The 14,720-nt window shown below is 68.6% G+C and carries 11 protein-coding genes; 8 read left to right on the forward strand and 3 right to left on the reverse strand.

The window, feature by feature from the left end:
• Positions 1-137: 137 nt before the first annotated feature.
• The 7 genes from M0208_RS08675 to dacB all read left to right on the forward strand — a co-directional run bounded on the left by M0208_RS08675 (position 138) and on the right by dacB (position 9,665).
• Positions 138-2,489, forward strand: a complete 2,352-nt coding sequence (locus M0208_RS08675; RefSeq protein ID WP_258891309.1) for a penicillin acylase family protein — start codon at positions 138-140, stop codon at positions 2,487-2,489.
• Positions 2,486-4,078: an amidohydrolase family protein gene (locus M0208_RS08680; RefSeq protein ID WP_258891310.1), complete on the forward strand. Its 1,593-nt coding sequence runs from the start codon at positions 2,486-2,488 to the stop codon at positions 4,076-4,078. Before M0208_RS08675 ends, M0208_RS08680 begins: the two co-directional genes overlap by 4 nt.
• Before the next feature lie 89 nt (positions 4,079-4,167).
• Positions 4,168-5,205, forward strand: a complete 1,038-nt coding sequence (gene dgcN, locus M0208_RS08685) for an N-acetyltransferase DgcN (RefSeq protein ID WP_258891311.1) — start codon at positions 4,168-4,170, stop codon at positions 5,203-5,205.
• Positions 5,163-6,146 (forward strand): N-acetyl-D-Glu racemase DgcA, encoded by a 984-nt coding sequence (gene dgcA, locus M0208_RS08690; protein WP_258891312.1) that lies wholly within the window; start codon positions 5,163-5,165, stop codon positions 6,144-6,146. Before dgcN ends, dgcA begins: the two co-directional genes overlap by 43 nt.
• Before the next feature lie 17 nt (positions 6,147-6,163).
• Complete coding sequence (locus M0208_RS08695; protein ID WP_408988085.1) at positions 6,164-7,390, forward strand: dicarboxylate/amino acid:cation symporter; 1,227 nt, start codon at positions 6,164-6,166, stop codon at positions 7,388-7,390.
• Entirely contained in the window at positions 7,387-8,271 is an 885-nt protein-coding gene (locus M0208_RS08700; protein WP_258891314.1) for a LysR family transcriptional regulator, read from the forward strand. Before M0208_RS08695 ends, M0208_RS08700 begins: the two co-directional genes overlap by 4 nt.
• Positions 8,271-9,665 (forward strand): D-alanyl-D-alanine carboxypeptidase/D-alanyl-D-alanine-endopeptidase, encoded by a 1,395-nt coding sequence (gene dacB / locus M0208_RS08705; protein WP_258893205.1) that lies wholly within the window; start codon positions 8,271-8,273, stop codon positions 9,663-9,665. The genes M0208_RS08700 and dacB overlap by 1 nt, the downstream gene beginning before the upstream one ends.
• Here the strand turns inward: dacB and M0208_RS08710 are convergent.
• The 3 genes from M0208_RS08710 to M0208_RS08720 all read right to left on the reverse strand — a co-directional run bounded on the left by M0208_RS08710 (position 9,662) and on the right by M0208_RS08720 (position 13,109).
• Positions 9,662-10,669 carry a serine hydrolase gene (locus M0208_RS08710; protein ID WP_258891315.1) on the reverse strand — a complete coding sequence of 336 codons (1,008 nt, stop codon included), beginning with the start codon at positions 10,667-10,669 and terminating at the stop codon, positions 9,662-9,664. The two genes, dacB and M0208_RS08710, sit on opposite strands and share 4 nt — an antisense overlap.
• Positions 10,666-12,168, reverse strand: a complete 1,503-nt coding sequence (locus tag M0208_RS08715; protein WP_258891316.1) for a permease — start codon at positions 12,166-12,168, stop codon at positions 10,666-10,668. The genes M0208_RS08710 and M0208_RS08715 overlap by 4 nt, the downstream gene beginning before the upstream one ends.
• A gap of 104 nt (positions 12,169-12,272) precedes the next feature.
• Positions 12,273-13,109, reverse strand: coding sequence for a CoA ester lyase (locus M0208_RS08720; protein WP_258891317.1), 837 nt, complete (start codon positions 13,107-13,109; stop codon positions 12,273-12,275).
• 117 nt (positions 13,110-13,226) lie between these two features.
• On the opposite strand from M0208_RS08720, the gene M0208_RS08725 reads away from it, so the two are divergent.
• Positions 13,227-14,720 (forward strand): FAD-linked oxidase C-terminal domain-containing protein, encoded by a 1,494-nt coding sequence (locus M0208_RS08725; protein ID WP_258891318.1) that lies wholly within the window; start codon positions 13,227-13,229, stop codon positions 14,718-14,720.

Genomic DNA, 14,720 nt, shown 5'->3' on the forward strand with positions numbered 1-14,720 from the left:
TCGGTTCATAAATCCATAACCTCAGTTTATATGTGATGCCATAGATGAGGCCTATGGTCTGTCGCGCGCTTGCGATGGGATACGGCCTCACGGCTGGGTTAGTTTCGCCGCATCAGTGACCAAGGGAAAGTCAGCCGATGATCGACCGCCGATCTTTCCTGCACGGGTCGGCCGCGACCCTGACGTTGGTGCCAAGCTTCGCCGCGTTCGCACGGAAGCCCCACCCAACCGCAGAATTTCCTTCTGAACCGGTAGAGATCGTCAACGACTCGTATGGCGTGCCGCACATCCGCGCCGCCTCGATTCCCGACGCCTTCTTCGGGCAGGGGTACGTCGTCGCGCGCGACCGGATGTTTCAAATCGACCTGTCGCACCGCCGCGAGCTCGGCCGGATGGCGGAGGCGTTCGGGGCGGATTTCGCGAAGTACGATGCGGTCGCGCGGCTGTTCCACTATCGCGGCGATCTGGACGCCGAACTGCGCCGCGTGCCCGCCGATGTACTGGCCTGCGCGCGCGCCTATGTCGCCGGGATGAACCGCCGGATCGACGAAATCGCCGCCGACGCCAGTCTTCTGCCGCTGGAATATTCGATCCTGGGCATCGCGCCGCTGAGATGGGACGTGCGCGACTACGTCCTCGCGCGCGGCGGCGCGATCGGCAATGCCGACGACGAGGTGCGCCGGGCGCAGCTCGCCGCGTTGGGCCTGCTCGATCTCGACGCGATCGTCGCGCCGCTCAGGCCCGCATGGACGATGACCGTCCCCACGGGGCTCGATGCGGCGGCGGTATCCGACGCGGACCTCGGCGTCATGCGGCTGGGCCGTCTGCCGTTCGGCCCCGACACCCCGACGCTCGACGCCGCGGAAACGCTGGTCGAGCGTGCCAACGCGGGCAGCAACGCGTGGACCGTCGCGCCGTCGCGCACCGCAACTGGACGCGCAATCCTCGCCAACGATCCGCATCTCGGCATCGGCGGGTTCGGCCCGCGTCATGTCGCGCATCTGTCCGCGCCGGGGCTGGACGTGATCGGCGGCGGCGCGCCCGGCCTGCCCGGCATCATGCAGGGCCACACCGACCGTTTCGCGTTCGGGCGCACCAATTTCCATATCGACCAGCAGGATCTGTTCGTCCTCGACCTGCATCCGGCCGACCCGGAACGCTACCGCCACGACGGCGGGTGGAAACGGTTCAGGCGCGTCGAAGCGACGATCGCGGTCAAGGACGCCGCGCCGCAGAGGGTCACGTTGCGCTACAGCGTCCACGGCCCGGTCATCTCGCACGATCCCGCGCGCCGTCGTGCGACTGCTTTGGCCTCGATCGCGATGCAGCCCGGCGGCGCGGGGGCGTTCGCGATGATCGCCATCAACCTGGCGAAGGACTGGGCGTCCTTGCGGAAAGCCTTCCGGCTCCACCCGTCGCCGACCAATTTCCATTATGCCGATGTCGACGGCAACACCGGCTGGCAGGTGATCGGCTTTGCGCCGGTGCGAAAGACCGGCGACGGGCTGCTCCCCGTCCCCGGCGACGGCCGCTACGACTGGACCGGGATGCGCGATTTCACGTCGCTGCCGAACAGCTACAATCCGACCAAGGGCTGGTTCGCGTCGGCCAATCAGGACAATCTGCCCGCCAACTGGCCGCGCGACCGCATTCCCGCCTTCTCGTTTCGCGATCCGTACCGCTACGACCGGATCGTCGACGTGCTGGAGGCGCAGGACAAGCACAGTTTGGCCGACAGCGTCACGCTGCAGCACGACACATTGTCCACGCCCGCCCGCCAACTGATCGCGCTGCTGCCGACGCGCCTCTCGGCTGCGGGCGACATGTTGCGGCGATGGGACGGACGGATCGACGGCAACAGCGCACCCGCCGCGCTGTTCGAAATCCTCTGGCGCGACCTGAGCAAAAAAATGCTCGCCACGATCGTGCCCGAGCGCGCCAAGACCCTCGTGACCGAAATCGCGCCGTCGGTGCTGCTCGGCCTGCTCGCGCATCCCGACGCGCGGCTGGGCGCCAATCCGGTGGCGGCGCGCGACGCGATGGTCGACGCGGCGCTGGCCTCCGCCTGGACATCCGCACGCGACCTGCTCGGTCCCGATCCCGCGAGATGGCGCTGGGCGACGCTGCATCAGGTCCGCATCGCGCATCCCCTGGCACGCGTCCCAGCGATCGCTGCCGCCTTTCCCCCAATCGAGGGCGAGGGGTCGGGCGGCGATTCCTACACCGTCATGGCGCGCTGGCTGGGCAGCGGCCCCGGCTGGCGCACCGGCGGCGGCGCGAGCTACGTGCAGGTCATCGACGTCGGCGCGTGGGACAATTCGCTGATGCTGAACCTGCCCGGCCAGTCGAACGACCCGCGTTCGCCGCACTACCGCGACCAATATGCGCCGTGGATCGCCGGGCGGATGCAGCCGATGCTGTTCAGCCGCGCGGCGGTCGATGCGCAGGTCGCCGGTCGCAAGACGCTGCAACCAAAGGCAATCCGATGAACCGTCTCGCCCTCGTCGCCTTGGTCGTCGCGCTCGCCGGTCCCGTGGTCGCCGCCCCCCGCGCCGATGTCGTCATCCGCGGCGGCACGATCTACACCGGCGCGGATGCCGCGCCGATCGTCGGCGACGTCGAGATATCGGGCGACCGCATCGTCTATGTCGGACCGACCCGCCGCACCGCCGCCGCGCGCATCGTCGACGCGAAGGGGCAGATCGTCGCCCCCGGCTTCATCGACTCGCACACTCACCCCGACACCTACATCCGCAGCGCCGACGCGAAACAGCGGCTGAACCTGCCGTGGCTGGCGCAGGGCGTGTCGACGATCGTGACAGGCGTCGACGGCGGCGGCACGCCCGACGTCGCCGACGACGCGCGCAAACTGACCGCGTCGGGAATCGGCACCAATCTGATCCCGTTCGTCGGCTTCGGCGCGATCCGCGCGCGCGTCCTGGGGCAGGACGATCGTGCGCCGATCCCATCCGAACTGGCGCAGGAAAAGGCGCTGGCCGCAAAGGCGATGTGCGAGGGCGCGTACGGACTGTCGACCGGGCTGTTCTATGCGCCGCAGAGCTTCGCGAAAACTGACGAGGTGATCGCGGTCGCGCGCGAGGCGGGCAGCCGCGGCGGGATGTACGACACGCACCAGCGCGACGAATCCAACTATACGATCGGGCTGATCGCCAGCACGAAGGAAGCGATCGAGATCGGCCGGCAGGCGAAGATGCCGGTCCATTTCGCGCATCTGAAGGCGCTGGGCGTCGACCTGCAGGGCCAGGCGCCGCAACTGATCGCCACGATCGCGGCCGCGCGCGCCGCCGGGCAGGACGTCACCGCCGATCAATATCCGTGGCTTGCTTCAGGATCGAGCGTCGACGCCGCGCTGGTCCCGCGCTGGGCGAACGATGGCGGTTACGCAAAACTGATCGCGCGATTCGACGACCCCGCGACGCTTGTGAAGATCAGGCGCGAAATGGCCGAGAATCTGCGCCGTCGCGGCGGCAAGGAATCGATCCTGCTGACCAGCGAGGACCAGCCCTGGACCGGCCGGACGCTCGGCGAGATGGCGACGGCATGGAAACTCGATCCCGTCGACGCCGCGATCCGCATCCTGCGCGTTCCCGCCAGCGACGGCAAAGGTCCGGCGGGTGTCGGCATCGCCAGCTTCAACATGGCGGACCGCGATGTCGACCTGCTGATGAAGCAGCCGTGGGTCGTCACCAGTTCGGACGGATCGGACGGCCATCCGCGCCAATACGCCACCTTCCCGCGCAAATATCAGGTCTACGTCCGCGATCGGAAGGTGATCGCGATACGCGACTTCATCCGCCGCTCGACCGGGGCGACCGCGGACATGTACCGGCTCGACCGGCGAGGTTACCTGCGCGCGGGATATTTTGCCGATGTCGTGGTGTTCGACCCCATCCGCTACGCGCCGCTCGCCGATTACGTCCGCCCCCGCGTGCCAACCGTCGGCGTCAAGGCGCTGTTCGTGAACGGGACGCTCGCACTGGCAGACGGCGCGACCACCGGTGCCGCTCCCGGGCGCGTGTTGCTGCGGCCGAAACCGGCTGGCTGCCCCGCATCATAGCCGGTGGTTATGGCGCGCGCCGCGCGCGCGATTGGCCGCCGCCTGCCCCCACGTCTTATGCCTAACCCTCCCTTCGATGCAGGTATGCGATGATCCCCGGCCCCTTCCTCCTCTACCTCGGTCATTCGGACGACGAGGTCGGCATCAAGACCTCACGCGGGCTCGCCACCTTCCGCCGGGACGACTGCGTCGGCGAATGGCGGCATGACGATAGCCCGCTGACGCTCGGCCTGCCGCGGATGGGCGTGGCGGAGGCGTGCGCAGCAGGCGCGCGGACCTTGGTGCTGGGCATCGCCAATGCCGGCGGGCAGATGGAGGCCGCGCTGATCGAAGACGCGCTGATCGCGATCGCTGCGGGAATGAACGTCGCGTCGGGACTGCACCAACGGCTGCGCGACGTACCAGCGTTGGTGGAGGCCGCGGCCGGGCTGGGCGTCACCCTGTTCGACGTACGCGATCCGCCCGCGCATCTGCCCGTCGGCAATGGCAAGCGCCGCGCAGGCAATCGCCTGCTGACTATCGGCACCGATTGTTCTGTCGGCAAGATGTACGCGACGCTCGCGCTGCAGGACGCGATGCGCCGCCGTCGCATCGCCGCTGATTTCCGCGCGACGGGGCAGACCGGCATTCTGATCGCGGGCGACGGCGTGCCGCTCGACGCGGTCGTGGCGGACTTCATCTCTGGCGCGATCGAGGCGATCACCCCGGCGCGTGACGACGACGGCTGGGATCTGATCGAGGGCCAGGGTTCGTTGTTCCACCCCTCCTTCGCGGGCGTGTCCACCGGCCTGCTGCACGGCGCGCAGCCGAAGGCGCTGGTGCTGTGCCACGATCCATTACGTGCGCACATGCGCGGGTTGCCGCATTACCAACTGCCCGACCTTGCGGCCTGCCTGGCCGCGAACCTGTCGGTCGCGCGGCTGACCAGTCCCGACGTGCAGGCGGTCGGCATCGCGCTCAACACGGTGAAGCTGGGCGAGGCGGAAGCGCGCCGCCTGTGCGCCGACACCGGCGACACGCTCGGCCTGCCGTGCACCGACCCCTATCGCTTCGGGGCCGATCCGATCATCGACTGGATGCAGACATGCTTCGACATCTCGACGCCCGCCATGACCGCTTCGGCCTGAACGCGCCGTTCCGCATTTCGCGCGGGGTCAAGACCGCCGCAGATGTGGTGACCGTCACGATCCGGCAGGGCGACATGGCAGGTCGCGGCGAGGGCGTACCCTATGCGCGCTATGACGAGACGATCGACAGCGCGCTGGCCGCTATCGCCGCAATCACGCCGCTGGTCGAGGCGGGGGCATCGCGCGAGGTCGTCGCGCAGTTCATGCCGCCCGGCGCAGCGCGCAACGCGGTCGACAATGCGTTGTGGGATCTGGAGGCGCGGCTCGGCAATACCAGTGTCGCGGCGCTCGCCGGGATCGCCGAAGCGGTCCCCGTGCCGTCCGCGATCACGATCGGCATCGACTCGCCCGATGCGATGGCCGCCGCCGCCGCGCGCGTCGCCCGCGTGCCCTTGCTGAAGATCAAGGTCGACCGCGATCATGCCGAGGCGCAGATCGCCGCGGTCCGCGCCGCCGCGCCCGATCCGCGGCTGATCGTCGATCCCAACGAGGGCTGGGGAATCAACGATGTGGTGCGATTGCAGGATTTCCTGGTGGCGCACCGCGTCGACCTGCTCGAACAACCGCTTCCAGCCGATGCGGACTGCGCATTGCGTAACATCGCGTCGCGCGTCCCGCTGTGCGCCGACGAATCGCTGCACACCGCGGCCGATCTCGATCTGCTCGCCGGGCGCTATGCGTTCGTGAACGTGAAGCTCGACAAGACCGGCGGCTTGACCGAAGCCCTCGCCCTCGCCGATGCGGCTAGGCGCAAGGGGTTCGGATTGATGGTGGGGTGCATGGTCTGTTCGTCGCTCGGCATCGCGCCTGCGCTGCTGCTCGCGGGGTCCGCCGACTTCGTCGATCTTGACGGGCCATTGTGGCTGTCGGAGGATCGCGGGGGCGGGGTTGTTGACCGTGACGGGATGCTGTCCCCGCCAGCGCCCGGTTTCTGGGGTTGAAGCCCTTGCGCGCCTGGTTGGCGATTCCGCTGTGGAAGCGGGTCGTTGGCGGGCTGGTGATCGGTGTTCTGTTGGGGCTGTTGTGGCCGGAGGGGGCGGCGGCGATCAAGCTGGTCGGCGATCTGTTCGTCCGGCTCATCAAGATGCTGGTCGTTCCCGTCGTGCTCGTCACCATCGCTGCCGGGATCGCCTCGCTCGGCGACCCGCGGCGGCTGGGGTCGATCGGTGGTCGCACCGTCGCGCTGTTCGCGCTGACGACGCTGGTCGCGGTGTCGATCGGCATGGGGTTCGGGCTGCTGATCCGCCCCGGCGAGGGCATCGCGCTGGCCGGTATCGCCCCGCATGTGCTCGGCGCGCCCGTGTCGTCCGCCGACCAGTTGCTCGGCATCGTCCCCGCCAATATCGTCGAGGCGCTGGCGAAGGGCGATATGCTCGCAATCATCTTCGTCGCGATCCTGCTGGGCGTCGGCAGCGTCGTGTCCGGCGAAGCGGGCAAGCCCGTCGTCGCCCTGCTCCAGTCCGCCGCCGCGGTGCTGCTCCAGATCGTCCGCATCGTGATGGAGGTGACGCCGTTCGGCGTGCTGGCGCTGATCGCGAATGCCGTGGCTAGTGGCGGGATGGCGGTGTTCGTCAACGTCGGCTGGCTCGCTCTATGCGTTGTGCTCGCCTCTTTGGTGCAGATCACGGTGCACGCCGGGCTGATCCGGTTCGTCGCGCGGCTGCCGGTCGCGCGCTTCTTTCGCGGGATCGTCGATGCGCTGGCGGTCGCATTCTCGACCGCATCATCGTCGGCGACGTTGCCGGTCGCGTTGCGGGTGGCGCAGGACAATCTGGGGATCGCGCGTCCGATCGCCTCCACCGTGCTGCCGCTGGGTGCGAGCATCGGGAAGGACGGGACCGCGATGTACGTCGGGCTGCTCGGTCAGTTCGCGCTGCAGGCGCTGGGCATCGTCCCCGATGCATGGATGCTCGGCGTCATGCTCCTGACCGGCGCGCTGGCCGCGTTCGGCACCGCGCCCGTCCCCTCGGCCTCGTTGTTCATGCTGGCGGCGATGCTGTCCGCGGTCGGGGTCGCGGCCGAACAGACCGCACTGGTCGTCGGGCTGGTGCTGCCGTTCGATCGCCTGCTGGACATGACGCGCACCGTGCCGTCGGCCTCGGCGAATCTGACGGTGGCGACATTGGTGGCGCGTTCCGAGGACGGGCTGGACGAAGCGCGATTCCGCGGGGGCGCGGTCGCGTGAACCTGCGCCATATCGAGATTTTCCACGCGGTGTACGTGAACGGTTCGGTCAGCGCCGCGGCCCGCGCGCTCAACATCTCGCAGCCGTCGGTGTCGAAAACGCTGCGCCATGCCGAGACGATGCTGGGCTTCGAACTGTTTCAACGCGTGAACAACCGCCTCGTCCCGACCGAGGATGCGCACGCCCTGTTCGGAGACGTCGCGGACATTCAGGAACGCGTCCGCGCGCTGCGCGAGGCGGGACGCAATTTACGCGCCGGTGCGGGCACGACCTTGCGCATCTCCGCGCTCCCCAGCCTCGCGCTCAGCGCGCTGCCCGCGGCGGTGGCGCGCTTCCTTCAGGTACATCCGCAGGTGCGTTTCGACCTGCAGACGGTCCATCACGATGACCTGCTGCGCAAGCTGTACGAACGCGAGACCGACATCGCGATCGCCGCGGAGGTGCCGCGCGGCGCACCGCTGGGGCAGATATGGCTCGGCGAAGGCGAACTGGTGGTCCTCTATCGTGACACGGACATGCCCGACGCGCCGTCACGCGTCGAACTGTCGCGCCTTGCGGGCCACCCGTTCATCACGCTGGCGGCCAGCGGCCCGATTGGACAATTGTTCAGCACCGAACTCGAACGCCTGTCGCTAAATCTCGACGAGATCGCGTCCGCGCGCACCTTCTATATCGCCGCCGCATTGGTCCGAGCGGGCGTCGGACTGACCGTCGTCGACAGCTTTACCGCGGAGGCGTCGATGACCGAGGGCCTTGCGATGCGCTCGCTCCGGCCGCCGTTGACCTTCGACCTGCACGCCATGCACCTGCTCGATCGCCCGCCCAGCGCGCTGGCGAGCGAATTCCTGGCCGTGCTCAGCGACATCATCGAGGCCCCGTGATGCTCGTGCTTCTCGCCGCCCTGGTCGCGGCCGCACCATCCGCAGACCGCACCGTGCAGGACGCATTGGCTAGCGCCGGTCCCGGCACGCGGATCGGGCTGGTCGTGGCCGACGACCAGGGCCGGGAGATCGTCGCGATCCGCCCAGACGACCGCTTCGTGCCCGCGTCGAACACGAAGATGTTCACGACCGCTGCGGCCTTCGCCATGCTCGATACCGATGCGCCGGACGGCGGCGGCGGCGCGACGGTGCGGCTGGAGCGTCGCGACGTGGTACTCACAGGCCACGGCGACGCGCGGCTGTCGAGCGCCGCCGATTGCGTCGTCGATTGCCTGGCCGAACTGGCGCGCGCGGTGTCGGGGCGCGTGCGCACGGTGCGCGACGTGATCGGTGACGACAGCGCGTTCCCCGACGAACGCTGGCCGCAAGGCATGAGCTGGAACAACATCCCTACGCGCTACGGCACCGCGATCTCCGCGCTGACGATCGACGACAATGTCATCCGGATCACGGTCGCGCCCGGTGTCGTACCGACTGTTACCGGCGATGGTTACTACCGGATCGACAACCGCGTGACGACGGGCGGGACGAAGGCGAACCTCGACATCGCGCGGATGCCGGCGAGCGACGTGGTGCGCGTGACGGGGGAGATTCCCGTCGGCCACGCACCCGAAACACTGACGATCGGCATCGACGACTCCGCGCATCGCGCCGCGTGGCGCCTCGCGTCAATGCTGCGCGGTCTTGGGGTCCGCGTGACGGGCAAGGTCAGCGTGCGTCACCGCCCGCTGTCCGCGTTCGACGACCCGGCGGTGCGCGGAAAGACCCCAGCGCCGCGCCCACCCGAACCGCCGGTGCTGGCGCGCCTGACGCCGCCGCCGCTCGCCGAGGACCTGCGCGTCACGAACAAGGTCAGCCAGAATCTCCACGCCGAACTCCTGCTGCGGCGTGTCGGGGCGATCACGGGGACAGGTTCGGTCGCCGACGGATCAGCCGCTGTCCGCACAATGCTGGATCAGGCTGGCGTGGACCGGCGCGCCTACGACTTCGCCGACGGCGCAGGCATGTCGAACTACAACCGCCTGTCCCCGCGCGCGGCGGTACGCTTTCTGCGCTGGACCCAGACCCAGCCCTGGGGAATGGCGTGGCGCGCGACGCTGCCGGTGGGCGGGGTGGACGGCACGCTCGCGCGGCGTTTCCGCGGTACGCCACTCGAGGGCAACGTGTTCGCCAAGACGGGATCGGTCAATGCGGCAAACGCGCTGTCGGGCTTCCTGACCACCGCCAGCGGCCGGACGCTCGCCTTTTCGGCGCTGGCCAACGACATGCCCGGCGACGCGTCGGCCACGGCGGCGGTGGACAAGGCGTTGCTCGCCGTGGCGGCGGCGAACTAGCCCCGGTCGAACGCGGCGATCAGCGCGTCGCCGGTCGCCGGTCGCAGCGCGAAGATTCCGCTGTCGGAATGCCGCGTCGGATGAACCCGGTTGGTAAGGAGCGTCCAGGCGACGCCGCGATCGAAATCGACCCACAGCCCCGTGCCGGTGAAGCCGGTATGCCCGATCGCCGACGGCGAACACATCTGCCCGCCGGACCAGTCCGGGTGCCGGATTTCCCACCCCGCGGTGCGATGCCCCTCGATCGGGTTACGGATGTCGGCAAGCATCGCTGGCGGCGCATCGAGCAGCCCCTGCGCAAAGTCCAGCACCCCCGCGACCGTCCCGAACAATCCGGCGTGCCCGGTGCGCCCGCCCATCGCGGCGCAATTCTCGTCATGCACCTCGCCCTTCAACACACGACCGCGCCATTGGCAGAATTCGGTCGCGACCGCAGGGCCAGGCGGCGGTCCCCAGCTCAACCCATCCCCCAGCGGCAAGGCATCCAGCCCCGCTCCCGTCAGCCGTTCCACCACGATCCCGAGCAGGATGAAATTGATGTCCGAATAAACCGGCGGCCCATGCTGCCACGCGCGCTGTAGCACGAACGCCCGCAACCGCGCCGGATCGTCGCCGTAGGTGTAGATCGGCTCGACCGCGGGCAGGAAGGTGCGGTGCGCCAGGCAATCGCGAAACGTCAGCCGCCGCTCCGGCGCGTTCGCCACGTCATATTGGCGCAGGTCCGGTATCGCATCCGTCAACGGCCGGTCGAGGTCGATTCGGCCCTCGTGCGCCAATCGCAACACGAACATCGTCGTCGCGATGACCTTGCTGACCGACGCCAGATCGAACCAGTGGGAAACGGTCAGCGGCTCGTGCGTCGGCACAATCTGGGCATGGCCCGCCATGCGCACCGCCCGCGCGCCGTCCGCCGTGACGATGCCCAGAACCGCGCCGGGGATCTGCCCGCGCGCGACATGATCGGCGGCGGGCGCGAAGGCGGCGTTGGCGACGCGATCGATCACGCCGCATCCGTGCGCGGCACGATCCGCGACAGCGTGGGCACGAACACGATCGCCGCCAAGCTCAATATGCCCGACAGCACGAAGAAGCCGTCATAACCGATCACACCGACCATCGCCCCGCCGGCTCCCGCCAGCATCCGCGGCAGCAAGAACGCGAACCCGGTCAGAAAGGCGTATTGCGCGCCGGGATAGCGCGGGTTCACCAGCATCGAGAGATAGACGACGAACACCGCGCCCGCGAAACCGTTGCCGAACTGGTCGCACGCGGTCGCGAGGTAGAGCGTCGCTTCGGCAACGGGTTGATGCGCGAGCCAGACGAAGCCGAAATTGCCGATCGCGGCCACCACCGCCCCGATCGTCAACGTCCACGCCATCGGCCAGCGCGTCACCAGCAACCCGCCCAACCCGACGCCTGCCATCCCGGCGATCAAGGCCACCATGCCGTCCGCCCGCCCGATCTGCGTCAGCGAATAGCCAAGTTCCTTGATCATCGGCTTAGACAGGTTGAGCGCCAGTACGTCGCCCATCCGGTACAATGACACGAACGCCATCAGCAGAACCGCGGCGAAACCGTAACGCCAGAAGAAATCCACGTAAGGACCGATCAGCGGAGAGGTGCGGATCGCGGAATCCGCCGACGCGCGCCTGATCCGTGGCAGCGCCGCGGCCATCGCGACGAACGGCAGCATGCAGAGGCCCAGCACCCAGGGCGTCACGTTGCTGCCCGCGTCGATGCCCGCGCCGCTCGCCAGCGCGAGGGCGACCCATCCGACCGCCGCCGCACCAGCGCCGACCGCGATCAGGATAGTGGCGCTCGCCAACAGGCCGGTCGCCAATGCCGTCCCGCGCTGTCCGCCGACGGCCGCGTCGGGGCGCATCGCCACTAATACGGGAAACGGCAGGAAAGCCGCCACTGCGACCAGCAGATAAGCCAACGTCCATCCACCGCTGTCGGCGACGATCAGCGCGCCGCTGCCCGCCGCGACCATCGCGCTGCGATATCCCCACAGGTTCGCGGTCACGATCGGCCCCTGCTGATCCTGTGTCGGGTACAGTTCGATCCGCCATGCGTCCGCCGCGATTTCCAGCGTGGTGGTCCAGAACGCGAGCAGGACCGCGAACAGCGCGGTGACCGCCAGGTTCGCGTCGCTCGACGTCAGCGCCATCGCCACCATCGCGGTGAAGATGCCGATCTGCGCCAGCATGATCCACCCGCGCCGCTGCCCCCAGAAACGCGCGAAACCGGGGACGTCGTAGCGGTCGAGCAGCGGCGCCCAGACGAATTTCAGCGTCGGCAGCAACTGCACCCAGGCGATGAACCCCAGGATGGTCAAGGCGACGCCATGCGCCTGCAACCGCAGCACCAGCACGGTCGAGAACATGTAGAACGGCAGCCCCGCGGCGAAGCCGAGCAGCCCGTACAACGCCATGCCCCGGCGATCGGCGGCGACAGGTGCGTGAAGCAATGGCGGCCCGATGATCGCGGCGGCGTTCGTCATCATTCATCCGTGACTGAAAAGCGCGCAGCGTCGGCGGATCGTTTCAATCCGTCAACCGGATCTGTTTTGCCCAAGCATTTGCCGCGGACCGATTCACGCCCGTGTCAGTCCGGCGGGGCCATCGTCAACACGCGCAGCGCCTGCTCCAGGTGCAGCCGCTCGACCATCCGCCCGTCCAGCCGGATCGCCCCCTTGTCGCGGTTGGCGGGATCGTCGAACGCCGCCTTGACCGCTTTCGCCCACGCGATCTCGTCCGCGCCGGGGCTGAACGCGCGATTGCACGCGTCGATCTGGCTCGGATGGATCAGCGTTTTGCCATCGAAGCCGAACGTCACCGCCTGTGCGCATTCGCGGGCCAGCCCGTCAGCATCGTCGATCGCGTTGTAGACGCCGTCCAGCGCGACCAGACCATAAGCGTGCGCCGCCGCGACTGCGTTCGCGATGAAGCCCAGGAACGGCAGCCGGTCGCCGCCCGGCCGCATCCCGATCTCCTTGGCAAGGTCGTTCGTCCCCATCACGAAGCCAGCGACACCGGGGGCGGACGCGATCTCCTCCAGCCGCAGCACCGACCGCGCGGTCTCGATCATCACCCATAACGGCGTCGTTCCGCCCAGCGCGGTGACGCACGCCGCGATATCGCCCGCGCCGTCGATCTTGGGTGCCAGCACCGCATCCGCCCCGGTGCCGCCAAGCGCCGCCAGATCGTCCGCGCCCCACGGCGTTGACAGCGCATTCGCCCGCACGACGACTTCCCGATCCCCAAACCCGCCCTCGCCCAGCGCCGCCAGCGCCTGCGCCCGCGCTGCGTCCTTCATCTCGGGCGCGACCGCGTCCTCCAGATCGAGGATCACGACGTCGCACGGCAACGTCCGCGCCTTGGCGATCGCTTTGGCGTTCGACGCCGGCATATACAGCGCGCTGCGGCGCGGACGGGCGGTCATGTTCCGGCTTCTCCGATAGCGTCTCTTCCTTAGGCACAGGAGAAGTCCGCGCAACCCGATCGCTTGCAGCCGCGCGCCCCGCGTGCGAGCGAAGGTGCGCAACGTAGAGGTCCGTAGATGTCGCTGACCATGCCCACGCCCGATGCGGCGGTGCTTGCGCGCCGTGCGGAGATCGTCGCGGCGTTGCGCGCGATCGTGCCGGGCGAGGGCGTGATCGACGATCCCGATCTGTTGCGGCCTTACGAATCGGACGGACTTACCGCGTATCGCCAGCCGCCGATGGTCGTCGTGCTGCCCGAAACCACCGCGCAAGTCTCCGCGATCCTCGCCTGGTGCCATGCCGCGGGCGTGAAGGTGGTGCCGCGCGGATCGGGCACGTCGCTGTCGGGCGGTGCGCTGCCGCTGGCCGATGGCGTGCTGCTGGGTCTGTCGAAGTTCAACCGCGTGCTGGACATCGACTATGACGATCGGATCGCCGTCGTGCAGCCCGGCGTAACCAACCTCTCCGTCACGCGCGCGGTGGAAGATCGCGGCTTCTATTACGCGCCCGATCCGTCGAGCCAGATCGCCTGTTCGATCGGCGGCAACGTCGCGGAGAATTCTGGCGGGGTGCATTGCCTGAAATACGGGCTGACCACGAACAACGTGCTGGGCGCGGAGATCGTGCTGATGGACGGCCAGGTGATCCGCATCGGCGGGCGGCAACTCGATCCCGCGGGCCTCGACCTGCTGGGGGTGATCGTCGGGTCCGAAGGGCTGCTGGCGGTCGTCACCGAGGTCACCGTCCGCATCCTGCCCAAACCCGAAACCGCGCGGGCGTTGCTGATCGGCTTCCCCACCGTCGAGGGCGCGGGGCAGTGCGTTGCGGACGTAATCGCAGGCGGCATCATCCCCGCGGGGATGGAGATGATGGACCGCCCCGCGATCCACGCCGCAGAGGCGTTCGTCCAGGTCGGCTATCCGCTGGACGTGGAAGCGTTGCTGATCGTCGAACTCGACGGTCCGGCGGCCGAATGCGATCATCTGCTGGAGCGGGTCGACGCGATCGCGCGGGCGAACGGCGCGGTGTCGTGCCGTGCGTCGGCGGACGAGGACGAACGAATCGCCTTCTGGGCCGGGCGCAAGGCGGCATTCCCCGCGGTCGGACGGATCGCGCCCGATTATTATTGCATGGACGGCACGATCCCGCGCCGCCGCCTGCCCGAAGTGCTCGAGCGGATGGCGGTGCTCTCGGAGCAATACGGCCTGGGCGTCGCCAACGTCTTCCACGCGGGCGACGGCAACCTCCACCCGTTGATCCTGTACGACGCCAACCAGCCGGGCCAGCTCGACCGCGCGGAGGCGTTCGGCAGCGACATTTTACGTTTGTGCGTTGAGGTCGGCGGCGTGCTGACCGGCGAACACGGCGTGGGCGTGGAGAAACGCGACCTGATGCCGGTGATGTTCACCGACACCGACCTGAAGCAGCAGCAGCGCGTGAAATGGGCGTTCGATCCCGAATTGCTGCTCAATCCGGGCAAGGTGTTCCCGCAACTCCACCGCTGCGCCGAACTCGGCCGCGTCCACGTCCACCGCGGACAGGTGGCGCATCCCGATCTGCCGCGGTTCTGA

It is taken from the genome of Sphingomonas sp. SUN019 (genome assembly GCF_024758705.1).
Taxonomy (GTDB): Bacteria; Pseudomonadota; Alphaproteobacteria; order Sphingomonadales; family Sphingomonadaceae; genus Sphingomonas.